The organism is Aeromonas sp. TS_SC_11, assembly GCF_057318915.1.
Genome location: NZ_CM170470.1, coordinates 4,090,476 through 4,116,701 on the forward strand (window position 1 = coordinate 4,090,476; position 26,226 = coordinate 4,116,701).

32 protein-coding genes and 1 tRNA gene are annotated in these 26,226 nt (G+C 53.5%); 22 read left to right on the plus strand and 11 right to left on the minus strand.

Translation table 11 applies throughout. From position 1 onward, the window contains the following. Window positions 1-89: 89 nt before the first annotated feature. From AC1P02_RS18930 to AC1P02_RS18945, 4 genes are all read right to left on the minus strand, one after another. Window positions 90-491: an H-NS family histone-like protein gene (locus AC1P02_RS18930; protein ID WP_485182884.1), complete on the minus strand. Its 402-nt coding sequence runs from the start codon at window positions 489-491 to the stop codon at window positions 90-92. A gap of 71 nt (window positions 492-562) precedes the next feature. Beyond that, window positions 563-1,234: an inovirus Gp2 family protein gene (locus AC1P02_RS18935; RefSeq protein WP_485182885.1), complete on the minus strand. Its 672-nt coding sequence runs from the start codon at window positions 1,232-1,234 to the stop codon at window positions 563-565. Between the two features lie 442 nt (window positions 1,235-1,676). After that, window positions 1,677-3,260, minus strand: a complete 1,584-nt coding sequence (locus tag AC1P02_RS18940) for a YfjI family protein (protein ID WP_485182886.1) — start codon at window positions 3,258-3,260, stop codon at window positions 1,677-1,679. Continuing rightward, window positions 3,238-3,486 (minus strand): helix-turn-helix transcriptional regulator, encoded by a 249-nt coding sequence (locus AC1P02_RS18945; RefSeq protein ID WP_485182887.1) that lies wholly within the window; start codon window positions 3,484-3,486, stop codon window positions 3,238-3,240. Before AC1P02_RS18945 ends, AC1P02_RS18940 begins: the two co-directional genes overlap by 23 nt. A 277-nt stretch (window positions 3,487-3,763) precedes the next feature. On the opposite strand from AC1P02_RS18945, the gene AC1P02_RS18950 reads away from it, so the two are divergent. Then, a complete protein-coding gene (locus tag AC1P02_RS18950) occupies window positions 3,764-5,797 on the plus strand; it encodes a hypothetical protein (RefSeq protein WP_485182888.1) in 2,034 nt (677 codons plus the stop codon). 1,472 nt (window positions 5,798-7,269) lie between these two features. Here the strand turns inward: AC1P02_RS18950 and AC1P02_RS18955 are convergent. Then, window positions 7,270-7,614, minus strand: coding sequence for a helix-turn-helix domain-containing protein (locus AC1P02_RS18955; protein WP_485182889.1), 345 nt, complete (start codon window positions 7,612-7,614; stop codon window positions 7,270-7,272). Between the two features lie 182 nt (window positions 7,615-7,796). Here AC1P02_RS18955 and AC1P02_RS18960 point away from each other — a divergent pair, with 182 nt between their 5' ends. From AC1P02_RS18960 to AC1P02_RS19045, 18 genes are all read left to right on the plus strand, one after another. Beyond that, window positions 7,797-8,162: a hypothetical protein gene (locus AC1P02_RS18960; RefSeq protein WP_485182890.1), complete on the plus strand. Its 366-nt coding sequence runs from the start codon at window positions 7,797-7,799 to the stop codon at window positions 8,160-8,162. A 17-nt stretch (window positions 8,163-8,179) separates the two neighbouring features. Beyond that, complete coding sequence (locus AC1P02_RS18965; RefSeq protein ID WP_485182891.1) at window positions 8,180-8,854, plus strand: hypothetical protein; 675 nt, start codon at window positions 8,180-8,182, stop codon at window positions 8,852-8,854. 84 nt (window positions 8,855-8,938) lie between these two features. Next, a complete protein-coding gene (locus AC1P02_RS18970) occupies window positions 8,939-9,502 on the plus strand; it encodes a lecithin retinol acyltransferase family protein (protein ID WP_485182892.1) in 564 nt (187 codons plus the stop codon). A gap of 35 nt (window positions 9,503-9,537) precedes the next feature. Continuing rightward, the gene (locus AC1P02_RS18975; protein WP_485185490.1) at window positions 9,538-9,963 is read left to right on the plus strand and encodes a DUF2787 family protein; all 426 of its coding nucleotides are present in this window, start codon (window positions 9,538-9,540) and stop codon (window positions 9,961-9,963) included. 10 nt (window positions 9,964-9,973) lie between these two features. Continuing rightward, window positions 9,974-10,402, plus strand: coding sequence for a hypothetical protein (locus AC1P02_RS18980; RefSeq protein ID WP_485182893.1), 429 nt, complete (start codon window positions 9,974-9,976; stop codon window positions 10,400-10,402). Then, a complete protein-coding gene (locus tag AC1P02_RS18985; protein WP_485182894.1) occupies window positions 10,377-10,661 on the plus strand; it encodes a hypothetical protein in 285 nt (94 codons plus the stop codon). Before AC1P02_RS18980 ends, AC1P02_RS18985 begins: the two co-directional genes overlap by 26 nt. Window positions 10,662-10,751: 90 nt before the next feature. Beyond that, window positions 10,752-11,249 carry a RadC family protein gene (radC, locus tag AC1P02_RS18990; protein ID WP_201972961.1) on the plus strand — a complete coding sequence of 166 codons (498 nt, stop codon included), beginning with the start codon at window positions 10,752-10,754 and terminating at the stop codon, window positions 11,247-11,249. Next, the gene (locus AC1P02_RS18995; RefSeq protein WP_485182895.1) at window positions 11,246-11,437 is read left to right on the plus strand and encodes a hypothetical protein; all 192 of its coding nucleotides are present in this window, start codon (window positions 11,246-11,248) and stop codon (window positions 11,435-11,437) included. Before radC ends, AC1P02_RS18995 begins: the two co-directional genes overlap by 4 nt. Window positions 11,438-11,461: 24 nt before the next feature. Beyond that, window positions 11,462-11,800 (plus strand): hypothetical protein, encoded by a 339-nt coding sequence (locus AC1P02_RS19000; RefSeq protein ID WP_485182896.1) that lies wholly within the window; start codon window positions 11,462-11,464, stop codon window positions 11,798-11,800. Window positions 11,801-11,917: 117 nt separating this feature from the next. After that, window positions 11,918-12,424 carry a hypothetical protein gene (locus AC1P02_RS19005; RefSeq protein WP_485182897.1) on the plus strand — a complete coding sequence of 169 codons (507 nt, stop codon included), beginning with the start codon at window positions 11,918-11,920 and terminating at the stop codon, window positions 12,422-12,424. Beyond that, window positions 12,424-12,639 (plus strand): hypothetical protein, encoded by a 216-nt coding sequence (locus AC1P02_RS19010; RefSeq protein WP_485182898.1) that lies wholly within the window; start codon window positions 12,424-12,426, stop codon window positions 12,637-12,639. Before AC1P02_RS19005 ends, AC1P02_RS19010 begins: the two co-directional genes overlap by 1 nt. Then, a complete protein-coding gene (locus AC1P02_RS19015) occupies window positions 12,636-12,998 on the plus strand; it encodes a hypothetical protein (protein WP_485182899.1) in 363 nt (120 codons plus the stop codon). The genes AC1P02_RS19010 and AC1P02_RS19015 overlap by 4 nt, the downstream gene beginning before the upstream one ends. A gap of 79 nt (window positions 12,999-13,077) precedes the next feature. Then, a complete protein-coding gene (locus AC1P02_RS19020) occupies window positions 13,078-13,620 on the plus strand; it encodes a hypothetical protein (protein ID WP_485182900.1) in 543 nt (180 codons plus the stop codon). Between the two features lies 1 nt (window position 13,621). After that, window positions 13,622-13,963: a hypothetical protein gene (locus AC1P02_RS19025; RefSeq protein ID WP_485182901.1), complete on the plus strand. Its 342-nt coding sequence runs from the start codon at window positions 13,622-13,624 to the stop codon at window positions 13,961-13,963. 30 nt (window positions 13,964-13,993) lie between these two features. Further along, window positions 13,994-14,290 carry a hypothetical protein gene (locus AC1P02_RS19030; RefSeq protein WP_485182902.1) on the plus strand — a complete coding sequence of 99 codons (297 nt, stop codon included), beginning with the start codon at window positions 13,994-13,996 and terminating at the stop codon, window positions 14,288-14,290. A 115-nt stretch (window positions 14,291-14,405) separates the two neighbouring features. After that, on the plus strand, window positions 14,406-14,720 hold the full coding sequence (locus tag AC1P02_RS19035; protein ID WP_485182903.1) for a hypothetical protein: 315 nt from the start codon (window positions 14,406-14,408) through the stop codon (window positions 14,718-14,720). Window positions 14,721-14,722: 2 nt separating this feature from the next. Then, window positions 14,723-15,109, plus strand: coding sequence for a type IV toxin-antitoxin system YeeU family antitoxin (locus AC1P02_RS19040; RefSeq protein WP_485182904.1), 387 nt, complete (start codon window positions 14,723-14,725; stop codon window positions 15,107-15,109). A 552-nt stretch (window positions 15,110-15,661) separates the two neighbouring features. Next, on the plus strand, window positions 15,662-15,853 hold the full coding sequence (locus AC1P02_RS19045) for a hypothetical protein (protein WP_485182905.1): 192 nt from the start codon (window positions 15,662-15,664) through the stop codon (window positions 15,851-15,853). 245 nt (window positions 15,854-16,098) lie between these two features. Here the strand turns inward: AC1P02_RS19045 and AC1P02_RS19050 are convergent. After that, window positions 16,099-16,186: transfer RNA gene (locus AC1P02_RS19050), tRNA-Ser, on the minus strand. 185 nt (window positions 16,187-16,371) lie between these two features. Here AC1P02_RS19050 and AC1P02_RS19055 point away from each other — a divergent pair. The 3 genes from AC1P02_RS19055 (at window position 16,372) to AC1P02_RS19065 (ending at window position 19,714) form a co-directional block, all read left to right on the plus strand. Next, complete coding sequence (locus AC1P02_RS19055; protein WP_011898838.1) at window positions 16,372-17,028, plus strand: Bax inhibitor-1/YccA family protein; 657 nt, start codon at window positions 16,372-16,374, stop codon at window positions 17,026-17,028. A 164-nt stretch (window positions 17,029-17,192) separates the two neighbouring features. Then, window positions 17,193-19,346, plus strand: a complete 2,154-nt coding sequence (gene yccS / locus AC1P02_RS19060) for a YccS family putative transporter (protein WP_485182906.1) — start codon at window positions 17,193-17,195, stop codon at window positions 19,344-19,346. Between the two features lie 26 nt (window positions 19,347-19,372). Next, on the plus strand, window positions 19,373-19,714 hold the full coding sequence (locus tag AC1P02_RS19065; RefSeq protein WP_005310577.1) for a TusE/DsrC/DsvC family sulfur relay protein: 342 nt from the start codon (window positions 19,373-19,375) through the stop codon (window positions 19,712-19,714). 57 nt (window positions 19,715-19,771) lie between these two features. Here AC1P02_RS19065 and dedD read toward each other — a convergent pair whose 3' ends face one another. The 5 genes from dedD to AC1P02_RS19090 form a co-directional block, all read right to left on the minus strand. Continuing rightward, complete coding sequence (dedD, locus tag AC1P02_RS19070) at window positions 19,772-20,542, minus strand: cell division protein DedD (RefSeq protein ID WP_485182907.1); 771 nt, start codon at window positions 20,540-20,542, stop codon at window positions 19,772-19,774. A 200-nt stretch (window positions 20,543-20,742) separates the two neighbouring features. Next, window positions 20,743-22,002 (minus strand): bifunctional tetrahydrofolate synthase/dihydrofolate synthase, encoded by a 1,260-nt coding sequence (gene folC, locus AC1P02_RS19075; RefSeq protein WP_485182908.1) that lies wholly within the window; start codon window positions 22,000-22,002, stop codon window positions 20,743-20,745. 2 nt (window positions 22,003-22,004) lie between these two features. After that, on the minus strand, window positions 22,005-22,868 hold the full coding sequence (accD, locus tag AC1P02_RS19080) for an acetyl-CoA carboxylase, carboxyltransferase subunit beta (RefSeq protein WP_005310570.1): 864 nt from the start codon (window positions 22,866-22,868) through the stop codon (window positions 22,005-22,007). 119 nt (window positions 22,869-22,987) lie between these two features. Continuing rightward, entirely contained in the window at window positions 22,988-23,797 is an 810-nt protein-coding gene (gene truA / locus AC1P02_RS19085) for a tRNA pseudouridine(38-40) synthase TruA (protein WP_485182909.1), read from the minus strand. A 166-nt stretch (window positions 23,798-23,963) separates the two neighbouring features. After that, complete coding sequence (locus AC1P02_RS19090; protein ID WP_485182910.1) at window positions 23,964-26,102, minus strand: FimV/HubP family polar landmark protein; 2,139 nt, start codon at window positions 26,100-26,102, stop codon at window positions 23,964-23,966. Between the last annotated feature and the right edge of the window lie 124 nt (window positions 26,103-26,226).

The window sequence follows — 26,226 nt, forward strand, 5'->3', positions numbered from 1 at the left end:
TCACATTATCAACAACTTGTCGGATAGCAAAATCACTCAACAACAGATTAAGAAAAAGGCCACATCAATATTCGATGTAGCCCGTACTTTTAGATGAGGAAGTCATCCAGCTGACGGCCTTGCTCGAGCTGCTCAGCCAGGAATTTAGGCATACGGCCTTGACCGGTCCAGGTGCGCTCTTGCCCATTCTCAACATAACGGTATTTAGGGGGACGAGGAGCACGTTTAACTTTGCTCGCCGTAGTTGTAACAGGTGTGCCGCCTACCAACTCAGTCGGGTCGATACCCGCTTGAGCCAACATCGCTTTGAACTCAGCCAGCTTTTGCTGGTGCTCAGCTTGGGCGGCTTGTTCTTTCTCAGCCAGCTCCAAACGTTCCAGATAAATCAGCTCGATTTTCTCGTGGGCTTCTTGGAGTTGTTCCAGAGACAACTCGCGCAGTGCTGCTCGCAGGCTGCGGATGTTCAACAGCACTTTCAGAAACTCACTCATAGATATCCTTTAATTAAATACGCAGAGATTGTTCTATAGCATACTAATGAGCACTGATGCGCTCAAGCATCTTATCGTAATTGACTACAACCAAAGTTACGTTGCCCGTCCATAACCTTAGTTTCCTTTTTACTTAGATATGCCATACGAAATAGAAATGCGCTGAAATTGTCATCTAAGTTTCGCGCTGAGTTACGGTCAAACCTGTATTGTGGATTTACAGGGAAGTTAACCAGCGTTGCATTATCAGGGTATGGGAGGCTCAACGCGCTGCACCACGCCTTCTGGATCCTAGTCCCCATGTTGTTGGCATCATAATCCTGGTAATCCCCAAGGAAGGCATACACGTCTTTGTTAAACAACAGCATCAGGTGGTAATGGGGTGATGCCGATGACTCCTGCTCCCGACACCAGATAACGGTTGGTAATGACGGAGAACCACGCCGTTTCTGACGATAATGGTCTGCACGTAATTGGCTTTTCAGTGACTCCATAAAGCGAGTGATCACTGATGAATCTGAACGCTGTAAACAAGTCAGCGTATCAGTATCATCTTCAGGCGACTCACTAGCAAAGCGCAGATCCACACGCAGAGCATAAACACGAGGATACCTAGCTAGGGTACCAGAAACAACATCCAGGCTACGCCTCAAATAAACACAATTCATAGGGCCATAACTGTATGCGTATAAACGAGTAAGCGCTTTCATCTTCAATACTGAATTTTTTAAGTGATTCAACATAGGAGTCCCTACCTTGGTTAATAGACACAGGGGTATAGTTCTATTGAATTAAATAAATAGATATTAAGCAAATACACCATGCTCTGGATGCTATCCATAGTGGTACATGCTTAGAGGCATGTAGTCTTCACGTTACCCTCATCGTTAGATTGCATAGCATATATGCTGTATTGTTAGTAGTGTGCATGGCTATGGATGTATATAAGAGAGTATGTATTGCTATATGTATTGCTATATATAATACATATACCACATCATGGCTTATCTAAATAAGCCCATACACTACTCAATCAAATTGACATATACACTAAAATATAAACATAGGGTTCCTAATTAAGATGCAGTTATAATACCGCCCTATATAACAACACTCTTAAGTTACTTAAGCGGAGTACTGCAATAAGTTAATACTGAACCTTAATGTATGGGTATGGTGCAACCATTAGTGTCGTAGCTTATTTCTCATGTCCATCAACGGTCTCTCAAAGAGTTCAACTGATGGTATCCCTGAATGGCGTCTTCCACGATACTCTACAAGTTCGTTAACATAAATCCTATCGTGGGTGCGTACTGAAGAGCGCCTAACAAGCCTAGGGTATTTCTTCCAAGATAAAGAAATATAGATTGACTGTTTCTTTTTAAAGCAAATGATATCTCCTCGAGCAATAAGAACTTCTATTGCATCTTCTAGCTTATCTAAATTACGAACACAATGTGGGCCACTTCGTCTAATGTCACCTTTTAAAAGCAACTCATTATTCCAATTATGAATAATCCACTCTAGCAATTTATTCACATGTGTTTCGTCTACGAACTCCCTAGCCTCGGGCGATCTAAATATTATCAATGCTTGATGCAAGTATATTTCAGTCAGTTCAATAGCAATCTGCATAGTTTCATGATCCACAAGCGAGCTTCTGTAGTTTCTATTTTTAAATACATGAAGTGCCGCCGCAATTCTTGAAGCCTGCTCCATAAACTTTGAACCAAAATCTTTATAGTGTTCCAAATATTCACCACCCCTCATCGCGTATTCAATGTCATTAAACTTGTCATTCCAAATTTTCTTAGCACTTTCTGTTAAATTCAGGCAATGACGCTCCTTGTCTTGTGCTCTCATCTCGAGCCCTTCTTTCAGTAAAGAATCAATCCTGGAGTTAAATTTACCTAATTTAATTCTATCCTCTAGTGATGCGCTCTCATCTCTATCTTCTTGACGATAGCCAATCTCTGACTCAGGCTCACAAAGTAGAATTCGAGCGTCTAATCCAGAGCTCCTCATTGCATCACCATTACTATCTCTGAATTTTCTGTATATATCAGGCTGAATTTGCATATTTAAGGTCAAACGTGCACCTTCAATATGAACTTCAGGGGCGTTGGCTCTGTCTACCCGTATAATTTGACCTGACCACAATGAGTTGAACAATGCATTATCCTTCATCAAGTCACTAGACAGCAGTGTCCCTGCTTCGTCTGACACTAGGGCTAATGACGTATTATGTCCTGCTAACATTGATTTCAGCTTTGCGACGGTTACGTCTTCAGCTAGAATTCTACTGGCTATTGGTGACGTTGGCTTATTCATATTGTGAGTATGCAATGAATCTATCAGAATAGCCTGTTCCTCACCTTTTTTATACATATCATCTAACTCCTTGCTTAACACTTTCTTCTTCATATTCCACAACTCCAGTTCAGTCTGATATTTTTGCTGTGTACTTTCTGCTTGCTCAGCCAACCATTTTTCAAATTCACGAACTGGTTTCATCAGTAGCTTATCGACCGTGCTTTTTCTCTCGCCAGAAGCAGCTAGAATTAGAGTGTAAAGTGATGCCGGTATTTTCATCTCACTTTTGGGGCTAATATCTACCAACTGCTGCGATGCGATAGCTATAACAGACAACATTTGAGTCAAGATCATAAATCTCGGGGCCTTTGTTCTATAGGCGACGACATCCAGTGGATCCCAAAGGGACTGATCTAACCGCTCAATGGCAGCTTCAATGGCTCTGTGTTGATTCATTATTGACCTCCATTGCTTGACTACTTTGCGACCTGGTTGCTATCCATTGATTGACCTCGCTCTGACGCCAGCCGATCGCTGACTTGCCAAGCTTTATCGCCTTGGGAAAGCTAGGATCATGCCGGGCAGACCTGGCGTTCAACTTGTCATAAATTGTTGATCTAGCTAGGCTAATCATCTTTGTAAGCTCAGGCATCCTAATGATGCGGTCTATTGCTTCTTGCATTATGTGATGTCCTTCTAACGTCTGATTGGATGAGCTCGCATTATGGTATACCTGGGGGTAACGTGTCAGGGGGACAAATTACGGACCCAATCTTGGGTAAACACACGAACATTTATTGAGCGAAAGCCATATTTTGTGAGCATAAATTGAGCAACCAACACTTACCAACATCAACTCAATCGTGTATATCCAACGATGCTTTCATCGAAACAGATCTTGGGTGTTCACAAACCGCACATACGCTCGACCACCCTGCAACGAACCCAACAGGTAAATCATGAAGACACATCCCTTTGCTGAATTTATCTACTCTGTAGAAGACACCCTTGGTCTTTGGCATAAGGCTCGGAAAACAGAGCAAACAAGTAAACGCCCTTTCGATGCGCACCGTGAACACTTTCAAAGTGTTGATCCAGCAAAATCTGATAGAGATGAATACCGACCAAGGCTAGAAAAAATATGTAGACGGCTACATGTCGGCAGTCATTTGTCACCTGACATTCTTTCCAATCATGTTGACATATTGGAGAGTGTGTACATTGGTCTGGCTCGGCAAACCAATGTTGTTGAAGCATTCGCAGATGATATCAACCAGTTTTATATTGCTACCATATTAATCCCTCTAATATGTGCAGACATATTGATTTTCAAAGAGAAGGCTGATGAAAACTCCATCTACTATCATCTTAACCGGATCCTAGCAATAGAAGGACTGGTAACACACGATGGCGAGCAGGATAAACTCAGAAAAAGAACAGCACGAAAATATATGATTGACTATATAGATCACCATTTCACTGCAAATCGTGAGGTGCTTAAAGTCGATTATGAAAAACCTGCTTCGTTAATATTGGAACTACTAGAATACTTAGATGAACTACCTAAGAAAGGCAATCAAACATGTGTGACATTAAATCAAAAAATTGATGTGTGTAACAAGTTGATTTTCAATAAAAACATTGAAAACTTTAGCATTCAACCAATTGCCGCAGCTTACACAGCGATTATCATCCTTCAAGATATCGATACCAAAACAAATATGTTTGGGTATTTCTGTCAAATTTACAATGCAATGTCCATACAGGGTGATGAAGATGCTTTAAAATCAAGCCTGCACGCAGCTCTTAATGAGAATTACAATGACATTGATATAAATGAGTTTTTGGCATGTAAATATCTCAGCTATGAGCCCAAAAGACTCTTAAGCATCAAGAAGAAAAACAACTTAGACAAAATTATTTATCACGCCCTTGAATTGTGTGAAACACGGTTACCATCTAATTATTTGGATATGCTAGCTCCATTCCCAACACAGGAATTATATTTGTCAAAGATGGTGTCTCTTCCACCTCAATTCGATATACCTATGGTAATCAGTGAAGATGCCATTTATTCAAAATATAAAACCGCCGCTATTGATATGAACGTTATAGTGTTTGATAAAAAATCCATATTCGCTATTGCAGAACTAAAGCATAAAACTAAAAATCGAGTTGAAATGCATTATGCTCAATACACGCCATTAATCGATGCTCTGAACTGTATTAAACTAAATAATCCAGATGCGGCTTTAAAGATAGTTGAGAATGCAGTGAAGAAAAGTTACCCACTGTTTGGCTTCATTAAGTATTCACTCGCAGTGCTTTACGTTGGACTCATGTATAAGCTAGAGAGAAGAAAAATAAAACATCAATCGTTAATGCAACAAGTAAATGACATTATAAATCACCAAGGGATTGTTTTCATCCCTGTAATTAGACCGTCTCATGTAACTACATCCTCCAATACTTCTTGGCTTTCCGAAGATGATTATATCAAACATTCTATAATCACCGGAGATAATACTTATAACGCAATCATATTGCAGGCCATATACAGTTATAACTTCACTGTTGCACGCCACACCTCTACGGACAATCATCTAATTGATGCAAACGACTCCAAAATTTTGAGAGTAAACCTTCTTGATATAAATTACGCCTCCTCGATGATCTGTCACGATTTACTAGAACGGTTTAATACGATATCAGGAAAAATACTCGCTGGGTTAGATAAAGTGAACACGGAGTCAACACCTGAATTATTTGTAAGTGACCTAATAAGTGCACACGTTATCTTACCTGAGGATTTAACTGACAACCTGATCCACTGTATAGGTGGTTCTTCACTCGGTGTCTGTCTCCTAGACCATTTATCGATTATATCGTTTTTATCTGTTCCTGGGGATGATGTTGAGAACATTATAGCATTGGGTAAAAATACTAAAGTTGTAGAATTATTGTTCAGGTATCAGCATTCTTTAACTAACTGAGGTTCATGTACAGGAGTCAGGGTAAAGGTCGAGGTGTTCTTGGTTCATACCGGAATTATACGGATAACAACTGGGTACGTAACTTCAGTTAACTAAGAGCAAGAACACCTTTTGATGTATGTCACTGCCAAACACATCTATGAATAATGATTTGAACATGTGTTTATTATTAGGTATATTTTCACTAGGCGAGGATGTTACAAACCATGGATTTATGCTCTGGTGACATGACAGCGACACAATCCGGCAGCATCTACTCTGGTGTATGGTTATACTTCCTTCCCTTATCCGCGAGATGCCAGCAATCTGAAAAAAAAAGAGATCTCCGGATACTCTTTGATACAAATATCTAAAATGTCAAATATATCTCACACAAACGAGTCTCATAGATGCTAGTGGCTGCCGCCACAAAACCTCATATAAGGTTGTTTGGACTTTAATCTCTATGCATGGTGCATTGCGGTTATCGGACATTCTCATTACGACATTTAAAATAAACCATCTAATATCTGCCTCTCTATACTCCTATCTGTAGGAATAATTTGTTAAATTCATTTCCATCGGATGTTTTTATATGTTTCACCTTATTAAAATCATGATCTGCACTGGCAAGCCCACCCTGGTAAGGATTTGACAATCCATTACCAAAAAAATATTTTAAGATTTCACTGAATAATGTAAAAACGACCTTGATTAACAAGCGGACTGAATTAATGTCTAATGTTTTTCAGAGCATCTATATACTCACACCTATAGTGTTCGCAAGGGTTATGATATCACGTCCCCCTCGCACGAGTATCTCAGCGTCATAATGCGGTGTAGCCCCATAAAGCTCCAGTAGAAGCAAAAGGTTTTGAGCTGGGAACAGATGTGTCCTCAAAGGTGGTCGTAATATTTGAGATCATGATCGTATCACTCATGATATGAAAACTAGGGTGAGAGTGTTAATCTTATATGCCTCTTGCCACCAGCTGCAATGTAAGTTTCTTGATGACTACAGTATCAACCTAGAATTGGATAAGCGACGCCTTGATGTGTTAACGCCGATATAATAACACCCCTCAATCACCGAGCGAGCCTCAAGGAAATGCGAATAACGAGCGATAAGCGACTGGATGCCATGCTTTATTTTAGGCACAGATATACACTCACCAGTGACAGCCGAGGGAAGGATGTCATACAACTGAAAAAAGCCAGACAACGGTCTCTACCTCTCCACTCTCGGGCCTAAATAAAATACTGGACAGGTATTTGCCCATCCAAATAGGTAAGTGGATGATGTTCCCGAACTTCGTCTTGGTAGATCACGATTATCGCTCTGCCGGTCCGATTGAAAAGGAAATCAGATAGATATTATCAAGGGAGAGTAAACACATGTCGCTGTGAAGCTGCTTGGGAGCGCCATTGCGGCCTCCCAAGTCATTGACTCTGGCATCGGGTGTCAGTCAGTCACAGATGTGCACAGCGAGCCATTAAGGGGCCAGTCGCGCCACCAGCTTATCAACCACCTCCAGCACCAGTTCTCTGTCAGCTGTCTCGAGTTTGGCCAACTGCTGGCTCAGTACAATGCCTTGTTCGGTGGGGCGGTTGCTGGTCTCACGCAGGAAGTCTGCAAGCTCACAGCCAAACAGCTGAGCCAACTGTGCTAGCCGCACGACTGTCGGCACCACGAGACCTCGCTCCATCCGGGAGACGGCTTCCATACCTATCTTTAAGTGCTCTGCCACTTGCTCCTGAGTCAGCCCCGCCTGCTGGCGTTGGCGTCCAATTGCTTTGCCCACGCTCTTGACCAGCTCTTCAGAGCTGATGCTTGTCATTCACTGAAATAGTCACCACAACATCGAAAGGAGTTCGACACGACCTAACCTCAACCCATCCCCTTGGTGGCATTTGGCTATCAGCCTGCACCACCATTAACCCATTACGTTTACACCCATTAGCCTGACAGGCTCGCCTCGTCGGTCAGGCATCCTTTTGCCATTTTTATTCAGGAGAGATCATGAATCGCACACTGCTTTATCCCTTACTGTTGGCCTGTGGCCTATCACTGAGTGCCTGCAATGCCGAGTCTGCCGATGGCCCAGAATTCAGTCTGGAAGTGGAATACACCGCTATCGGGCGACCTCAGATAGTCGTCACCTCGCTCAACGATCAAGTCACCATTCAAAAAGTGCTGATTAATGGCGGCAAGAGTAAATGCCGCGTGATGCTGCGCAGTGACTTGATGGGTTCGGTGGGAGGAACCTATTTCCCACTCAAGCTCAATTACACCGAAAGCTGGCGGCTGGTCATGACCGAGCCGTGCCGATTGAGGGAGGTCACCCTCTTCACCAATCTGGGCAATGCCTCTTACACCATTGAATAACTCGTTTGGAGAGTGACATGACAGAAAAAATCAAACTGGCACTGTGGTGCACATGGTTATCGCTGTTTGCATTACCGATCTGGGCAGCGCCTCAATTCACTGTACCGACCGTCACCACGCGGGTACCAGCCAATGTCGAAGGGACCCTCAATTTCGCCAGCATGCAGTTTTGGATAGCGACCTCGAAAGGGGATCGCATCATGCTGATGCCGCTGGAAGAAGACGAACCACAGCTCATTCCCAGCATTACTCAGCAAGTTTCACTGAACGGTTTTATGCTGACCTATTCAGATGGCAGCCGTTACTTCGAACCCTCCTTTGCACCCGCGTCCACCGCGTCATTTACCATCGTGAAAAATGATGATGACAGCATCGAGATCTGGAATGGGAATGAGGTGCTGCTGCGCACCGATAAATATGATGTCATCAAGCTCACGCACCGATTGCCGCTCGCTAACGGGCAGGCGGTTTTGTTTGAGCTGCACAGTGGCGGTGTGGCATGCCCGGTGCTCTATCAGTTGGCTATTGCCCATACTGGTTTGCTGACCATGCTCTCACAACCCTTTGGTACCTGTAGCGACGAAGGCAAGCTGAATCCCGAACCCAACGGCTTCACCCTCGACCTGCCCGGCAATCCCCGTCAGCGCTGGGTATGGGATGCCAGCAGCTTGACGCTGCGCAAGCAGTCCTGACCACCAGCAACCACACACTTACCACCATCAGGGCACCTTCGGGTGCCCTCTGTTTTATGCCGCATTTTATTTAAGGAACAGCCCATGCCATTACCGCAACTAGGGGACCACCTCGTCTCCCCCCGCACCGGCTACCAGCACCACGGCCTCTACCTAGGAGGCCATCAGGTCATCCACTACCAGGGGGTCAGTGCCGGAACACATTCTGGTCAGATAGCTATCGCCACGCTTGCTGAGTTTAGCCAAGGGCGGGGCTATCGCATCCAGCACCATAGCGCACGAGCTTTCAACCGGGAGGAGAGTATCGACCGTGCTTACTCCCGCCTTGGAGAGGCGCACTACAGCACGCTCTTTAACAACTGCGAGCACTTTGTGCTCTGGTGCATCGAGGGCTTTCACTACAGCAAGCAGATTAACCAGCTCATTGCAACGGGGTGTATCGCACATCAGGCACTTCGCACGGTGGCCCATCAGCCCACCCAGGCGGCCCTGCCAGACATGGCCACCAGCACGGTACTGAACCCATCAGCAACTACCGCTGTGACCGCCGCAGTCGGTGCGCTGCTTGGGAGCTCGGCCACCTCGCTGGCGGCCCCCTTGGCAGCCACCTACGGCCTCTACCGCGCTTGGCGCTGGTTCAGAGATTAACGGTTCTCACATTCGATACGAAAGGACACACCATGATGACCATGCCATTTCACTTGGCAGGGATGGCCCTGCCGATTTCGCCCGAGCTGCCTGACTTACTGCGCAGCGTCGTGCGGGAACAACGACTCGACCTCACCGACCTCTCGACCCTGACTTTTAACTTTCGCAGCCCCGGCTACAGTGCCGAAAAGGCTGGTGTCCATCCGGTAGAGCTGCGGCTTATTCGGGGATTACACGGCTGGGTCTTCGATTACATCACCGACTTCAGTTATCAGGGGCTGGGCCAAGATGCCGAGCTCTGCAAGGAGCTCGACTTCAACCTCTCCTGCGACGAACACTATCTGCAGGGTTGGGGACCACTGCCCAGCGTGGAAGCACGCGAACTGTTCGCCCTGTGGCAGAGCAATTTCATTAGCTACGCCCAGTTGGGGTATTTCACCTTCACAGTAAGTGGGGATTAGGAGGTGTGTGATGACTAACGAACTGCCGCTCTCCCACTACTCACGCCAGTGGCTGGGACTGGTCGCGGCCAAGGCCAAACTACAGCCGATTCGCCAGGGCGAGCGCTGGTTGCTGCACCTCACTCCTGGTAGCCCACATGCCCGCACCGTCACGCTGCATCTGCGCTGGTCTGGCGTGCAGTGGCAACTGCTCTCCCTCACCAATGCCGAGGACTGGCGCACCATGAGCCAGCCCGTGGATGAAATCTTAGTGGACCCCAAGCGTCGCTGTTTCTGGCGCCGTCAGGCTGGCCCCGTCCCGCTCTCTGAGCTGCCCCGCGTGCTGGGAAGCTTTCTGAGCGACCTGCAGCGCACCTGCATCCATCACGGCTATCACGTGGAGAGTGACCCCTTACCCCAAGAGGAGGCACCAGATGCCCAAACAACCGATAGCCGTTGAGCTTGAAGCGATTAATCGAGATGGCGAGACGCAGGTAGTGCGTGACTGTAGCCTACCCGTGCACGGCTACAGCGTTTATCTGCGAGCGGTAGAGGCCAGCGGGCTGGCACTGGCCACTTGGGTAGCTGACTACGACACCATAGGACCGGCCTACCAACTAGCCGAGCGCCTGAGCGTTGCACTCGCTATCCCTCTCACCGTGCTGGTCCCCGGACCACTGATACCGGTACAGAGTGGCCCCGCAGCCACGGGCAACTGAACTACCCTCAAAGTGAACCAACAACATCTCTACCTTTGACCCCGACATGCTTCATGCGTGCCGGGGTTTTGTTTATTTGGAGAACCCCACATGCGTTACCACAAACTCAAAGCTGGGGAATGTCCCGGCACTTATGTCGTCACCGAACCGGTGACCGAGCAAGACCTGCTGCGCATCGCCAATCAGATTGCCCGCAAACGCCTGGCTAAAGGCACCGCTATAACCAGCACCACGGAGGCCGCCGAGCGACTACAAACCCTGCTGCAGGACCGGGAGCACGAAGTGTTTGGTGCACTGTTCCTCGACTCCCAACATCGTGTACTGGCCTTTGAGGAGCTGTTTCGCGGCACCTTGGACAGCGCCAGCATCTACCCACGGGAAGTGGTCAAGCGGGCCATACTACTCAACAGTGGGGCCATCATCGCGGTGCACAATCACCCCAGCGGTGACCCTGAACCCAGTCAATCTGACCGGGTCTTCACCCAAGCCCTCAAAGAGGCCTTGGCGCTGGTCGATGTCCGGCTACTCGACCATCTGGTGGTCGGTGCTGAGGGCGTGGTATCCCTGGCCGAAAGAGGTCAGCTATGAACCTTATCCCAAATAAAGCACACCTCACCGCCCTCGATATCCTCCTCGAGCTGCGCGACTGGCTGGCAGATAACGTCCAGATGCAGGCAGAGCCCGCCATCGTGGCTCACCTGCCGAGCGGCTACCAACTCACCCAGAGCGATTGTGTCGAAGCCATCGATGCGCTGCTGCATCAGCTGCGCCATTAGCCAACCCAAGAAGGGACACGCACCATGCGATTACCCAATCCCTATACCCTTGAGGAAACGCTCGGGAAGCTACGCCATCGTCTGGCTACCGCCTGCAACGAGGAGGCGCTGGCATTGCTGGTAAAAGCCGTCACCAAGGCTCGTGATAACCGACGTTATGCCAAGCAGTTTGAAGAGGCTTTGCTGCGGGGATCCACCATCGAGATCCGCGAGTGCCTCAGTTGCTTTGGCGACTACTTCGAATGCTCCAGAGACACACCGCCCTATTTCCCGCACCACGACGCCGTCAACGGCATTGATTGTGCGCTCTACGCCATCCTGTTCGATGCTGCTCACCCAGATGCAGATCTGGCGCTCGAATAACGCCAGCATTCCCAAACCCGGATCATCAGCGCCAACACCATGATCCGGATATCCCGAGATCACCCAGCAAGGCCACCTCACTACAGGTGGCCTTTTGCATTTCAAGGAACCATCCCCATGTCTGCCTTCATGATCGACCGCAAGGACTACCTTGCCTTTGCCGTGCAGTTACACCGATTTTGCAATGCCCCGATGCCACCGCACTACACCCTTGAGTTGCTGCGCTCCCTCTGGTGGCTGCCGCCTGCAGACACGACCAGTACCTGGACGTGGCGAGTTGATCGGTTGGTACGGTTGATGATGCTCGCCAACCGCCGTGCAGTCTGGCATCGCTATCAGCTGGGGCGTCAGCAGGACCACAAGGAACCACGCCAGCACCGATCTACCAAGCAGAGTCCGCTTAAACCTGTCCACCGTTACCATCAGGCACCACTCACCGATGCCGAGCTGGTGGCGCTGTACAAATTCACCTGCTGCGCCCTGTACCAGTCGAGCGAATGGACCGGGAGCCCTGAACAGGCCCCACGGCTAGTGAAGGTGATACAGCCGTTTCAGCAAGCGCTGGCGCAAGACGTTCTGACCCGGTTGTCACTGTGGGAGCAAGCACCTTGGGGAGAGATGTGATGGCTCTCTCCATCACCCTGACCATGACGAGTTCACCACCGGACGGTACAGCCCAGATAGCCCAACGCATTGCCGATGACATGGCACACCTGCATCACCGTCTGGGGGATGGGGTCAGTGATGAACTGGGCATAAGTATCAGCTATCTGGTCGAACAATTTGCGCTGTTGGCAGCAGCCTACCGCTCACCAGCTGAAAGGGAGAAACACCAATGATTGAGTTCAAGGACAGTTTTAGCCAGGCCGCCGTAGCGGAGGCCATGTGTGCCCATTCAGGGCTTGCCAAGCTCATCAGTCAGCAGCTGATGCTGCCGGGCTTTGCCTATGCCCACGATGTGGAGGGGCGACGTATTGGCGGGCCATTGGTGGTGCCCAACCCGGTGCTACACAAGACCACGTTGTTTGTCAGTCCACGAGATATGCGTGAGCACCTGCCACTAGAGATTAACTTCGCCCGCTTTCGCTGCACCTGTAATGCAGCAGGCCAACCGGTCGGCGAGTGGCAACGGGTGATTGTCGGGGCCTACGTCAACCACGGTAGTAATGACGAGCCGGATTGGAGTAGTCACACCTGAGCCACGGCAACCAGCACACACAAGACCTCTAACAGCCCCTCACGCCGAGGGGCCGTTTGCATTTGAAGGAAGCCCAACCATGCATGACTTGCGTGATTACAAGACCCTAACCGCTCGGCAGATAACCGCGGCCATCAGCCAGCTCAACCACAACACCGCGCCAAAGATAATGACCCACCTTGCATTACGGGCCAGACAGCCCCATCCGTTCGGTAATGGCCGTAGTAGAGCCAAGGCGCTCAAGCTGCTGCGTCGGGTCAAGAAGGCTCACAAGGCGGGGCGTATCCCGCTAGAGCTCACCGTGACCGGTTGCCGCATCGACCGGGGCAACCATCAGGCTGACCGTTACTACTATGACCGAACGCTGCTGGCCCAGGGCTGGCAGCAGTACGACACCGAGGAAGACGCGTGGTATTTCGGTATCTGGATTAACACACAGACGCTCGAGACCTTTACCTATCTTGAGGGAGATACCTGCCATGTGATTGCGCCAAACGTCGAGGCGTTTCGTGCCGAACTGGCGCGGCTTTATCAGTACCACCCGCAAGCCCCAGCATTTATCAACATCGACCCGGAAGCAGGCGTTGTGACCCGCCATTTTGAAGCCAAGCCGGAGGTGTGAAATGGCGAAAAACATCACCATCAAGGTGCCAGGCAAACATCCGCAAACCGGTGAACTCACCACCTTTGAGCAGAAGGGCCAGCGCATCGATATCAACATCGGCGGCCAAGCTGTGCCCTTCCTCATTCACGGGAGGGGGATAGGAACGTCGCTCACCCACATCCCCAGTGGCTACCGCATCGCGTTGCTCGGTGGCTGGCTCACCGCTCGTTACGCAATACCTGAAAATAAGCCCAGTAGAAAGGCCTGCGCCCAGATGGTCATAGACCGATTGGTAGCCCAGTACGGCTCGCTGCATCTGCTGGACCGTCTCAATTGCAAGCCGGTTATCAATCAGATGTAACGCACAGCCCAGACAACAAGGAACGATGCAATGACCAACCCCCTCCCTGCAACACCTGACCCACTGGCTGGCCATTCGGTAATGCAGATGCTGGATGTCGCCATGAGTTCCATCATCGGCGATTACGATGACGCAGACCTGGTACCAGAATGGCAATGGGTCAAGCGTATGGCCTCCCATGAACATGTCGGCGTGAAGGATGACTCCGCCTACGAGTACACCCTGAACCTGGCCATGGAGTTCGATGCCATCCCGCCAGCGCTGCAGCCCTTACTCACTGCCTCCCAGCAGGCTGGCGTGAACTACATCCTGTTTTACAACGGCTAGCCACCGCGACCTGGTAGCGGTCAACCGCCACAACCACCCAGCCCTGCTCATCCACAAACAGCATAAAGGGCCAGCCCTCACAGGCTGGCCCTTTGCATCATTGGAGTCACCGAACATGACCCATCTCATCACCGGACTCGAGGTGCATCGCTATGCCCCCGAGCTCAACAAGCTACACCTGCGCAACCGCCAGACGTTACCAGCCCCCGGCATCGCCACCATCAAAGAGGCCAAAGCCCGCCTGTTTAGCCGCTGGCAGCCAGGGCATCAGGTGACTATCACCGTGAGCCATCCCGACTACATCAATCTCTCCCGGCTCTACCGGGGGCGACTGGCCAGCCTGAGCGAACTCCCAGAGCATCTGACCAGAATACGCCAGCGCCACAATGTGCCTGGCACCCGCATCCACACTCACCTGAGGTATCGCTAATCATGACCACGACAACTACCAACACCAGTGACCAACAACCCGCAGTACCAGACCAACCCACCCGGATCTTTGCGCAGTGGGGCTTACCCCATACCGCCACACCACGCTTTGGCGCTCGTCTTATCCAGGAGCATCATCGCCTGCACTTTCTGTCAGATCGGGCCTCACTGGTAGGCAAGTGGGAAGAGGAGGCAATAGACCAGCTGGAAGCCGCCTTCCCAACCATCATTGAGGAATTAGAAAGAAAGCTCTTGAGAGGGGAATTGGATCCCCGCCGCCAGCAGTGCATCACCGTCCAACACGGCGGTTTCACCTGCCAAGCCGATACCCTTGGCAGCCACGGTTATGTCTACGTAGCGATTTACGCCACAAGGAGCGAGGAACGATGACTACGTCCACCAACGATTCATATCAGCAGCCAGGGTGATATATTGAGCAGTGCCAATAGAGGCTAGACAGGAGGTACGAGTGGATAACGCGGAGATGTTGTTAAATGGGCAGTGGATTGACGTCCTTCTGGACGAGTTTAGCCATCTCATCAAAGGGCATGAGCTGAATACAACAACAAGCCCTCGCTTGCGTTGTGTACACTGCCATGGAGAAGCCTCGATCTCAGGGCTTGCTAGTCCAACACCTCGCTTTCGCCATAATGCCTTGCCGGTAGGTGAAGATTGCCCCCCTTGGTTCAAACAATCAGCGATTTAATGCGCTTGCAGGCAATGCGTACAACGTCGGCACCACCTTGGCAACACAAAGACGGACTGAGCTTATTCAATTCCCCCAGTTACGGCAGGCTTATCTGGTCTGCCGAGAACTAATGGGTGGAAATGGAAAGCTCTCACAGCCCGACTTTTTAAGACTGATCAAGGTTGCAGATAGTATCGGGATCTGGCGTTACCGCTATCTACCCTCGTGGGGGGATCTCGCTACTTTTGATGCTCATGGACAATCATCCAACTCCGAATGGCAATGCTGAGTTCTTCTATACCCTCAAGAAAGAGCGGGCTCGCCCTGGAGAAGCTTGGGAAAGGCAGAATATCTGGTTAGCTGCACATTGGGTCAGCAATGGAAAACAGATAGAGCTGAAAGAGGGAAAACAGCCCGCTTTTCAATTGACCATCCCCTTTACGTAAGAAGCCATGGCGCCCCTGTTGGCGAAGGTGAGCAAGATGGACTTTTTTACAGAGGAGAAGCTGGCCACGCTGAGCTCGTATAGCAGAGCAGAAGCTGCAAAACACAGAGGAAACTAAGCTGCGAGTTGTCCAAAGAAGTGCTATCGAGGAGAAGGACAGCCAACACTTAATGGCATACTCACTGGCATACCAAAAATCAAATAAATAAAAAAGCCCAACCGAATCAATCAGTTGGGCTATATAGATGGCGGAGGAGGTGGGATTTGAACCCACGGATGGTCGCCCATCGCCGGTTTTCAAGACCGGTGCATTCAGCCGCTCTGCCACCCCTCCGAACGGCGTGCATACTACGTCAAGCCCATGTTCATATGCAATACATATTTGCTCTGGGATAGTAGGGTTCAACAGGCTGGGGTGGCGCTTGAAATCAGCGCTCGTCATCCCAACATTGAGTGCATACAATGCGATAACGAAGCGGAATGTACCGCCTCAACCCGGAAATCAAGAGGACACCCAAGATGGATACCCGTTCTATCTATACCGGCACCCAGAGTGCCGCGCGTGATACCAACAAGGTGCTGCGCAACACCTATATGCTGCTCTCCCTCACTCTTGGCTTCTCTGCCGTTGTGGCCGGGATCGCCACTGTGATGAACATGCCGCCCCTGCACTGGGCCGTGTTCCTCATCGGTGTGTATGGCCTGATGTTCCTGACCCAGAAGAACCAGGACAATGGCATGGGCCTGGTGTTCACCTTCGCCCTGACCGGCCTGCTCGGCTACAGCCTGGGCCCCATCATCAACATGTACATGAACAATGGTGGTGGCGAGATAGTGATGACGGCGCTCGGCGGCACAGCGTTGACCTTCTTCGGTCTGTCCGCTTATGCCCTGACCACCAAGCGTGACCTTTCCTTTATCGGTGGCATGCTGTTCGTCGGTTTCTGGGTGCTGCTGGTGGCCATGGTCGCCAACATCTTCCTGCAGATGAGCGCCCTGAGCCTGGCCCTGTCCGCCATGTTCATGCTGTTCTCCTCCGGCGCCATATTGCTGACCACCCAGCAGATCATCCGTGGCGGCGAGACCAACTACATCTCCGCCACCGTGACCCTGTATGTCTCCATCTACAACATCTTCCTGAGCCTGCTGAGCCTGCTCGGCGGCAACCGCAACTAATGAAAGACCCCGCTTCGGCGGGGTTTTTATTGGTGCCTGTTTCTGTCAGGATAAGTTGTAAATCAAGGATATGAAGCTAAGCGGCCCTGATCCAAATCAGGGCCGCTTAGCGCTTGGCGGGTTAGTATCCCGTTCTCGTTTCATTCAAGGGTTGCTCTTGTCTCATGCCGATGGATTTCTCTGGCCTGCTGCGCCGACTGCTGACTGACAGTCACATCTACTTCGCCCTCAAGGTCTTGCTGGCCATGGTGGGGCTGCTCGCCTTTACCCTGGCGACCGGTGATATCCAGCTCACAGTGCTGCTCTCCCTCGGGGTGGTGGCCGGTGCCATCGCCGAAACCGACGACAGCCTGTGGGGCCGGGTCAAGAACCTCGCCATGACGCTGCTCTGCTTCCTGTTTGCCTCCCTGTGTGTGCAGTACCTCTTCCCGACGCCCTGGCTGTTTGCCATCGGGCTGGCGGGGTCGACCTTCCTCTTCGTGATGGTGGGGGCACTCGGTCAGCGCTACGCCACCATCAGCTTCGGCTCCCTGCTCATCGCCATCTACACCATGTTGGGGGCTGCCAAGGCGCCGGATCTCTTCTACCAGCCGCTCGCATTGTGCGCCGGTGCACTCTGGTACGGCCTGGTCTCCCTCATTTGGCTCTGGCTGCTGCCCTACAAGACACTGCACGAGCAACTTGCCCAGAGTTACTTTGCCCTCGGCCGCTATCTGCTGGAGAAATCTCGCTTTTTTCCAGCGGACGAACACGGCGCCCAGGCTATTCGCCACAATCTGGCCCAGCTCAACATCAATCTGGTCAATGCGCTGACCCTGACCAAATCGGCGCTCAACGCCCGCCTCAGCACCCGCCATCAGGCGGCGCCCGAGCTTGCCAGCCTGCTGCGCCTCTACCTGCTGGCGCTGGAAATCCAGGAACGTGCCACCTCCAGCCACTATCCCTACAGCAGGCTGGAGGCCGAGCTCAAGCAGGGTATCGTCCTTGACGGGTTTCAGGAGGTGTTCCTGCAGCTCTCCGAGACCTGCCAGCGGCTCGGTTACGCCATCCTGGTGCACAAGCCCTACGCCCACAACAAGCGCATCCACTGGACCCTGGAGGCTCTCGGCGATCAGCTAGAGTTCACTCACCTCAAGCAGCACTACCCCAAGACATTGCTGACGCCGATGAAGTTCCTGCGCCGCAATCTGGCCAGCATCAACCAGTTGCTGGGCAGTGCCGAGGAGCTGCAAAATCCGACGCAGGCCCCACAGAGCTTGCCCCCCCTGGCACGCCCTGTCCGCCTGCCATTGCTGGCTCAGCTCAAGCAGCACCTCAGCCCGGACTCCATGGTGTTTCGCCATGCCCTGCGCCTGTCGCTTGGGTTGGTGGTAGGTTACGGCATCTTGCAGACCTTCAGCCTTGATAAGGGTTACTGGATCCTGCTGACGGTGCTGTTTGTCTGCCAACCCAGCTACAGCGCCACCCGCCGCCGGCTGGTACAGCGGATGCTCGGTACCTTCGCCGGCCTGCTGGTGGGCGTCCCCGTGCTCTGGCTGTTCCCCGAATTGCATGTTCAACTGGTGGTAATGGGGCTCGCCGCCTTCCTGTTCTTCACCCAGGTACGCAGCAACTACAGTGCCGCCGTCTGCTTCATCACCCTCTATGTACTGATGGCCTTCAACCTGCTGGACGGCATCGGCTTTGCCATTCTGGGGCCGCGCCTGCTCGACACCTTCCTCGGCTGCCTGCTCTCCTACGCCCTGGTGGCCTGGCTCTGGCCGGACTGGCAGTACAAACGGCTGCCGACGCTTATCGCCAACTCCCTGTCAGCCAACGCCCGCTACTTGGCGGCCGTGCTCGCCAGCCTGCAACAGCAAAGGGATGAATCCATCGACTACCGGGTGGCCCGCAAGAGCGCCCATCTGGCCGACAGCGAGCTGGCCATGGCCTGGCAGAGCATGCTGGTGGAGCCGCAAAAGCGCCGCCGCTTCCTCGATCTCTGCTTCACCCTCACCTGGCGCAACCACGCACTGCTCTCCTACATCTCGGCGCTGGGCGCCCATCGCGACAAGCTGGAGGCCATCGGCGAACTCGACGAGATCAGCCGCCACCTGAGCCACACCCTGGAGCGGGCCGCAGGCCATCTGGCGGGCGAGATACCGGCACAGATCGAAGGGCAATGCCCCGTCATCACGCCGGACAGCAGCGAGGAGCAGCTGATGCTGACCCAGCAGCTCACCCTGATCAGCCAGCTGGCGGACGAGTTGCTCACCCTGGCCAACGAGAGCCGGTTGCTCACCGGGGGCCAAGGCGCTACCATGCCCGCCCAATCCTGATAGCCCTATTTGCGAGGAGCCCTCTTATGGCTGAGCATCAGCTGGAATTCAACGGCCAAACCATCGAAACCGATGCCAAGGGCTATCTGCTGAACAGCAGTGACTGGAGCGAGGAGCTGGCACAGGTGCTGGCCGAGCAGGAAGGCATAGTGATGGAAGAGCCTCACTGGGAGGTGGTGCGTTTCGTGCGAGCTTTCTATCTGGAGTTCAACACCTCTCCTGCCATCCGTGCTCTGGTCAAGGCGATGGAAAAACAGTACGGCCCGGAAAAAGGCAACAGCCGCTACCTCTACAAGCTGTTTCCTGAGGGGCCAGCCAAACAGGCTACCAAGATAGGCGGCCTGCCAAAACCGGTGAAATGCATCTAAAAAAATACCGCGCCCATCTGTGAAATGAAGCGCGGTATTTTTTATCTCGTTGAACTATCAGGGTTTATAGGCAACAACGGATCCACTGAGTCCTGTCATCTGACCAATCCGGCCCTGCATGCCCTGCAGCTTGGCCTTGGAAACATCCGGCCCGATGAAGACCCGGTTGAGCTGGCCCTGCACCGGTGTACGCGGCGAAGTCTGGGCCGAATAGCCCGCCGCCCGCAACTTGCTCACCAGCGCATTGACGCTGTCCACGTTCTTGAAGGCGCCAAGCTGCAAGATCCAACTGCCCTGCGACGAGGCGGCAGGCGCCTGTGACTGCGGCGCCATCTTGCTCGCGATGAGGTCATCCATCGACTTGATCTGGCCTACCTGTGGCTTGGTTTCCACCGGCTTTTTCACTTCCACCGGTTTGGGTGGTACCGGCTTGGGCTTGGGTGGCTCCACCGGCTTCTTGGCGATTACCTCAGGCTTGGGCTTGACCACTGGCTGAGCAACGGGCTTGGTAGCTGGCTGCTGTGCCTGCGCCGCCGATGGGTTCTTGCTGGTGGCGAGCGTCACGGGATCCGAGACCTCTTCGACCTGCCACTGCTCGGCGGCAGAGGCCTGCTGCTGGCTGGCCAGGTGTTCCGCCGGCAAGGTACTGGCGGCCGAGACCTGCAATGCCGGTTTGGCGGGTTCAAGCTCGGGGCGCAGCGGGATCTTGGCAAACGCCTCGTCCTTTTGCTCCAGCTTGTTGCCATCCATCAGATCCGGCAGAAAAATGACAACCAGGGCCACCAGGATGACGGTGCCTACCAATCTGTTTTGAAACTTCGAAGCCAAGTTAATCCCCACCCATGTTACTTAGAATTAATTGCAATTTTGCGGACATCAATGATGGACGGTCCCTTCAAGCCACTCTGTGTTGAGACTTCGAAGCCAAGTCAACGCCTACCCATGTTGCTTGGCCGATGGCGCGCAGAAGCAGGTTTGACCTGGCAAAAGCAGCCCTAAGTCGTGCCATTCAACCGGCCCTGTGCCGATCAGGACGCAGTGCCCGCCAGAATATCGGCGACAGTGTAAAACGAACCAAACACAATGACCATATCATCAGGACTCGATGCGGCCAACGCAGCCTGATAGGCGGCGCTGACATCATCAAAGCGCAGAGCCTGTCCCTTGCCCTCTCCCAGGGCAGCGGCGAGCTGCTCGGCGGTAGCGGCGCGCGGACCGGTGAGACTGGCCAGGAACCATGCGTCGATCAGACCATCAAGCTCGGCGAGCGAACCCGCCATGTCCTTGTCTTTGAGCATACCGACCACGGCGCAGCGCTTGCCCTTGCCGGGAATTTGGCGCAGCTGGCTGGCAAGGTAGGCCGCCGAATGGGGATTGTGGGCCACATCGACGATGACCAGGGGCTCGCTTTGCAGCCGCTGCATCCGTCCCGCCAGCCGGGCATTGGCCAGCCCGTCACGGATTGCAGACTCAGGTAGCGGCAAGCCCAGCGACTCCAGCGCCGCCAGCACTGTCACGGCGTTCATCAGCGGCAGTGCTGGTTTGGGCAGATCCCGCCACTGGTGCAGGCCCTGGTAATCCCAGCTGGTCTCATGCTCTTTGCCAGAGAAATCGACACCGACCTGACGCAAGCAGGCACCTATGCGCTTCGCCTCGCTGGCGATGGTGGCAGGAGGCTTGGGTTCACCGCTGATGGCGGGTTTGCCGGCGCGGTAGACACCCGCCTTCTCCACTGCCACCGCTTCGCGGGTATCCCCCAGCCAGTCGCAGTGATCAAGCGCAATGGAGGTGATCATGGCCACATCGGACTCCACCACATTGGTGGCGTCGAGCCGACCACCCAGCCCCACTTCCAGCAGCAGCACATCCGGTGCGGCGCGGCGAAAGAGCCAGAGGCCCGCCAGGGTAGCGAACTCGAAGAAGGTGAGCGCTATCTCGCCCCGGGCCGTTTCCACCTCGGCAAAGGCAGCGCGATGATCATCGTCGGCCAGCTCTTGTCCATTGATGCGTACCCGTTCGGTAAAGCGCAGCAGATGGGGAGAGGAGTAGACACCGACCTTGTAGCCCGCCGCCATCAGAATGCTGGCCGCCATGGCGCAGCTGGAACCCTTGCCGTTGGTACCAGCGACCGTGATCACCTTGAACGGCAACTGGGTTAGGCCCATGCGACGGGCAACGGCACCGACCCGATCCAGCCCCATGTCAATGTTGACGGGGTGGATCTGCTCCAAATAAGAAAGCCAGTCGACCAGCGACCGGCTTTGGGATTGTTGCATGTTTGAACTCATCTTCACTCTTCGATGACGTGAGTATTCAGCATTTTGGCGAGCAGGCTGGCCAAACGGTTACGCATCTCGCGGCGGTCTATGATGAGATCGATGGCGCCCTTCTCCAGCAGAAACTCGGAGCGCTGGAAGCCTTCCGGCAGCTTCTCGCGCACTGTCTGCTCGATAACGCGCGGGCCGGCAAAGCCGATCAGTGCCTTGGGCTCGCCCACATTGATATCACCCAGCATGGCCAGACTGGCAGAAACACCACCCATGGTGGGGTCGGTCAGCACAGAGATATAGGGCAGGCCCGCCTTGGTAAGCCTGTCCAGCGCAGCACTGGTCTTGGCCATCTGCATCAGGGAGAAGAGCGCTTCCTGCATGCGAGCACCGCCTGACGCGGAGAAGCAGACCAGACCGCGACCTTCCTTGATGCACTCCTCGACGGCGCGTACGAAACGGGCACCGACCACGGAGGACATGGAGCCACCGATGAAGGAGAACTCGAATGAACAGGCGACGACCGGTACCCCCTTGAGGGTCCCCTTCATCACCACCAGCGCATCTTTCTCTCCCGTCGCTTTCTGAGCGGCGGACAAACGATCCTTGTAGCGCTTGGAATCCTTGAATTTCAAGATATCCTGCGGCTCCAGCTCAGCACCGACTTCGGTACGGCCCTGCTCATCGAGAAAACTCTCGAGACGAGCACGGGCGCTGATGCGCATATGATGATCACACTTGGGGCACACTTCGAGGTTGCGCTCCAACTCTGCCCGGTAGAGCACCTGTTCACAAGCACTGCACTTGGTCCACACCCCTTCCGGAATGTTGTGACGACGAGGTGTAGTTATCTTGCTCTTGGGAAGGATCTTCTCAAGCCAGCTCATGGAATTCCTTAATGCTTTTGTGCCTGACAAAACGCATCGAGCCTAGATTGTTCAATGACTTAATAGCTCGATGGCAATAAATGACGGATCATTAAACCACAAATTTTCGGGGCCAGTTACTAAAAACTGGTCGTACCCGGTGCCGAGTCCGGCAGCCAGAGCGGGCCGAGCGGCAGCTGTGGCAACGCCAGTTCTACCGGGTAATCCACATCGACCAGATAGAGTCCACCGGCCTTGGCGGTCGGCCCGGCCTGGTTGCGATCCTTGGCGGCCAGCAGCTCGGCAATCCACTCCACCGGCTTTAACCCCTGCCCCACCAGCAACAGGGAACCTGTGATGTTGCGCACCATATGGTGCAAGAAGGCGTTGGCACGGATATCCAGCACTATATAAGGCCCCTGACGGCTGACGCACAGGTGCGTCACATTGCGCCACGGTGTCTTGGACTGACACCCTATGGCCCGAAACGAGGTGAAGTCCTGCTCCCCCAGCAGGCATTGACCCGCCAAGTGCATCAGCGCTGCATCTATGGTCTCGTGGTAGTGACTGACACCGCTGCCGAGAATCGCAGGGCGGTAGTTGTGGTTGTAGATGACATAACGGTAGCGACGGGCGGTGGCGCTGAAACGGGCGTGGAACGTCTCGTCCACCTCCTTGACCCAACGCACGGCGATATCCGGCGGCAGGTTGGAGTTGAGCCCCAGGGTCCAGGCCGATTCGCTGCGGATGGCGTGGGTATCGAAATGGATCACCTGACCGGTAGCATGCACACCGGCATCGGTGCGACCTGCGCACTGAATGGAAACCGGGTGGTTGGCGATCCGGCTGAGGGTTTTCTCCAGCTCAGCCTGCACGCTGATCACTTCTCGCTGACGCTGCCAGCCGAAATACCGGCTGCCGTCATATTCAATACCTAGGGCGATTCGCATGGGTAACACTTGTCTTATGGTGAAAAGAGGCGATGAAAGAAACGGGGCGGATTATACGCGCTCGGGGTGAAAAGTCCCAAAAACCGCAAGCCCGCGCGCGCAGTCCCCAATAGAGAAGGGCAGCCTGCAGGCTGCCCTTCTCAAGGTCCTAACACCAGAGAGGCGGTTATCCCAGGCGCTTGAGCAACTTCTCCGCCTCGGCACGCTGGTGATCACTTCCCTGCTCTGCCGCCTCTTGCAGCAGTTCGCGAGCACTGTCTTTGTCGTCGATCTCGAGGTAGGCCCGGGCCAGATCCAGCTTGGCACCCACACCGCCGTCGTCGGCATCCACGTCAAAGCCGGTGGACTCCGGCAGCACCTCGGGGAAGCCGTCCAGTCCCACATCCAGCGAGAAGCCCTGATAGGGTTCCTGCTCCGTGGTGGTGGCATCGGCTTCGGCCAGCAGCTTGTCGATCTCGACATAACCACTCTCGTTGGCCTGTTCACGGGGCTTAACATCGCCCTCATGGGATTCCACCTCGGCGAAAGCATCCTCAAAATCGGAGAGTGCCAGCTCGTTGGGATCCCACTCAGGATCCGGCTCCACCGCCTTGGTCGGCGCCAGTCCCAGCTCCGCCAGCATCTCGTCGGCGCTGGTGTCGGCAACGCTCTGTTTCGCACTTTCCTGGCCAGCTTCAGCCTCGGCAAAGGCGCTCTCAAAGTCGCTCAAATCAAAGGCGGCAAGTTCTTCGTCGCTGATGGGAGCTTCAACATCCGGCTGGCCATCATCGTCGGCATCCAGATCCAGATCGGCGGTCAGGTCGGCATCCAGCTCGGCAAACAGCGCGGCCTGCAGCTCCTCTTCACTCATGATCTCATGACCGCCTTTGGGCGGGTTGAACTCACTGGCGAGATCAAGGTCCGGCTCAACATCGAGCGCAATGGCTTTATCGTCGGCCAGATCCAGGTCTGGCACCAGATCCGGATCACGACCGGCTGCTTTGGGCGCAGGTTCCGCCTCAAAACCGGCCAGCTCCATCTCGCCGTCATCGCTGAACACTATGTCAGCAGGGGCCGCCGGCTCTTCCATCGCCATGTAACCATCCGGGGTGTTGAGATCCGGCATGGGGCGAACCGGCTCATCACTGGTGATATCGGCGCTGAACAGGTCATCAAACTCGCTGTGCTCTTGATCCATCACCATGGAGGTAGACTCAGAGAGGCTCTTCTCCTGCTCTTCCAGCTCGCGGCGAGCACGGGCACGCAACCAGAGCGTGACCAGTGCCAGCACCAGCAAGACAGGCAGCAGTATGATCATGGCGAGGTTGAGCGGTGAGGAGAGCAGCTCCATCAACCAGTGCTGCTTGGACTCGGGCGCCACAGCAACCGGCGGAACCGGATTGGCCTTGAGCTCCGCAATCTCTTTTTGCAGCGCTGTCTGCTCCAGCAACTGGGCCTTGAGGGTTTCCACCTCTTCGGTCAGGGATTGCAGTCGCAGCTTGAGCCTGTGGTTCATCTCAGTGACCTGACCGAGCTGGGCATTGGCGTCTTCCAGCGCCAGTGCCATTTCGGTAGAGGGCTGGCCGACCGGCTTGCCAAGATCGGCAGGCAGCGGTGCAGGGGCGCTGGTAGCGGGTGCCTGGCTTGGTACCGGCTCGGCAGCTTTGGCAACCTCTTTCACTTCGGTTGCGGGTTGAGGCGCAGCCACCTTGGGTGCCGGCGCAGGGATGGGCGCCGCTTTGGGTACGGGTGCCTTGGTGGATGCGGCAGCAACCTTGGGCGCGGCCGGTTTGGCTGGCTGAGTTTGCTTGCTGGCCAGATATTTCGGGCTCAGCCCTTTCCAGCTGGCATTGTCGCTATTGAAACGCTGGCGGGCCTGGGTATCGGTGATGACACTCGCTTCCGCGGCGGTAGGCAGCAGAATGCGGGATCCCACCAATATGTGGTTGATGTTGCCATCGGCGAAGCTGCGGGGGTTTTTCTCGTAAATCGCTACCATGGTCTGGTAGACACTGACGCGATTGGAGGGGCGATGTTTGCTCGCCAGACTCCAGAGGGTATCAGTAGGACGGACAGGGCCATAACTGCCGGCATTGCTCGCGACCTGCCGCACAATCGGCTGGGCAGTGGGACGGCTGGGCTGGGACGTGGCGCGGGGAGCGGCGACAGGTTGTGCCAGCGGCTGGGAATTGACGGCAGGAGGAGCCGGTTCATCCGGGCCTTTGAGCTCAACAAAAAAAGGCTCCCGCGCCGGGTCTTCAGCCTGAGCGGTGCCCAGCAGACCCAATGCGAGTAGCATTGCCAATGTTATGCGGGAATGTCCCATATTCGTTCCTTCGTATGACGGCCCTATCACATTGAAAAATCTGGATAGTTACCCCAAAACAGTCGGTTCAATATAAATCAGGCTCAGGTTGCAAGCCAGCAGTCCGACACATTTAGCACCCAAC

Bases quoted from the DNA above. Each gene is read 5' to 3' on its own strand.
- AC1P02_RS18930 (WP_485182884.1), bottom strand. From the start codon at position 491: ATGAGTGAGTTTCTGAAAGTGCTGTTGAACATCCGCAGCCTGCGAGCA.
- AC1P02_RS18935 (WP_485182885.1), bottom strand. From the start codon at position 1,234: ATGTTGAATCACTTAAAAAATTCAGTATTGAAGATGAAAGCGCTTACT.
- AC1P02_RS18940 (WP_485182886.1), bottom strand. From the start codon at position 3,260: ATGAATCAACACAGAGCCATTGAAGCTGCCATTGAGCGGTTAGATCAG.
- AC1P02_RS18945 (WP_485182887.1), bottom strand. From the start codon at position 3,486: ATGCAAGAAGCAATAGACCGCATCATTAGGATGCCTGAGCTTACAAAG.
- AC1P02_RS18950 (WP_485182888.1), top strand. From the start codon at position 3,764: ATGAAGACACATCCCTTTGCTGAATTTATCTACTCTGTAGAAGACACC.
- AC1P02_RS18955 (WP_485182889.1), bottom strand. From the start codon at position 7,614: ATGACAAGCATCAGCTCTGAAGAGCTGGTCAAGAGCGTGGGCAAAGCA.
- AC1P02_RS18960 (WP_485182890.1), top strand. From the start codon at position 7,797: ATGAATCGCACACTGCTTTATCCCTTACTGTTGGCCTGTGGCCTATCA.
- AC1P02_RS18965 (WP_485182891.1), top strand. From the start codon at position 8,180: ATGACAGAAAAAATCAAACTGGCACTGTGGTGCACATGGTTATCGCTG.
- AC1P02_RS18970 (WP_485182892.1), top strand. From the start codon at position 8,939: ATGCCATTACCGCAACTAGGGGACCACCTCGTCTCCCCCCGCACCGGC.
- AC1P02_RS18975 (WP_485185490.1), top strand. From the start codon at position 9,538: ATGACCATGCCATTTCACTTGGCAGGGATGGCCCTGCCGATTTCGCCC.
- AC1P02_RS18980 (WP_485182893.1), top strand. From the start codon at position 9,974: ATGACTAACGAACTGCCGCTCTCCCACTACTCACGCCAGTGGCTGGGA.
- AC1P02_RS18985 (WP_485182894.1), top strand. From the start codon at position 10,377: ATGCCCAAACAACCGATAGCCGTTGAGCTTGAAGCGATTAATCGAGAT.
- radC (WP_201972961.1), top strand. From the start codon at position 10,752: ATGCGTTACCACAAACTCAAAGCTGGGGAATGTCCCGGCACTTATGTC.
- AC1P02_RS18995 (WP_485182895.1), top strand. From the start codon at position 11,246: ATGAACCTTATCCCAAATAAAGCACACCTCACCGCCCTCGATATCCTC.
- AC1P02_RS19000 (WP_485182896.1), top strand. From the start codon at position 11,462: ATGCGATTACCCAATCCCTATACCCTTGAGGAAACGCTCGGGAAGCTA.
- AC1P02_RS19005 (WP_485182897.1), top strand. From the start codon at position 11,918: ATGTCTGCCTTCATGATCGACCGCAAGGACTACCTTGCCTTTGCCGTG.
- AC1P02_RS19010 (WP_485182898.1), top strand. From the start codon at position 12,424: ATGGCTCTCTCCATCACCCTGACCATGACGAGTTCACCACCGGACGGT.
- AC1P02_RS19015 (WP_485182899.1), top strand. From the start codon at position 12,636: ATGATTGAGTTCAAGGACAGTTTTAGCCAGGCCGCCGTAGCGGAGGCC.
- AC1P02_RS19020 (WP_485182900.1), top strand. From the start codon at position 13,078: ATGCATGACTTGCGTGATTACAAGACCCTAACCGCTCGGCAGATAACC.
- AC1P02_RS19025 (WP_485182901.1), top strand. From the start codon at position 13,622: ATGGCGAAAAACATCACCATCAAGGTGCCAGGCAAACATCCGCAAACC.
- AC1P02_RS19030 (WP_485182902.1), top strand. From the start codon at position 13,994: ATGACCAACCCCCTCCCTGCAACACCTGACCCACTGGCTGGCCATTCG.
- AC1P02_RS19035 (WP_485182903.1), top strand. From the start codon at position 14,406: ATGACCCATCTCATCACCGGACTCGAGGTGCATCGCTATGCCCCCGAG.
- AC1P02_RS19040 (WP_485182904.1), top strand. From the start codon at position 14,723: ATGACCACGACAACTACCAACACCAGTGACCAACAACCCGCAGTACCA.
- AC1P02_RS19045 (WP_485182905.1), top strand. From the start codon at position 15,662: ATGGACAATCATCCAACTCCGAATGGCAATGCTGAGTTCTTCTATACC.
- AC1P02_RS19055 (WP_011898838.1), top strand. From the start codon at position 16,372: ATGGATACCCGTTCTATCTATACCGGCACCCAGAGTGCCGCGCGTGAT.
- yccS (WP_485182906.1), top strand. From the start codon at position 17,193: ATGCCGATGGATTTCTCTGGCCTGCTGCGCCGACTGCTGACTGACAGT.
- AC1P02_RS19065 (WP_005310577.1), top strand. From the start codon at position 19,373: ATGGCTGAGCATCAGCTGGAATTCAACGGCCAAACCATCGAAACCGAT.
- folC (WP_485182908.1), bottom strand. From the start codon at position 22,002: ATGAGTTCAAACATGCAACAATCCCAAAGCCGGTCGCTGGTCGACTGG.
- accD (WP_005310570.1), bottom strand. From the start codon at position 22,868: ATGAGCTGGCTTGAGAAGATCCTTCCCAAGAGCAAGATAACTACACCT.
- truA (WP_485182909.1), bottom strand. From the start codon at position 23,797: ATGCGAATCGCCCTAGGTATTGAATATGACGGCAGCCGGTATTTCGGC.
- AC1P02_RS19090 (WP_485182910.1), bottom strand. From the start codon at position 26,102: ATGGGACATTCCCGCATAACATTGGCAATGCTACTCGCATTGGGTCTG.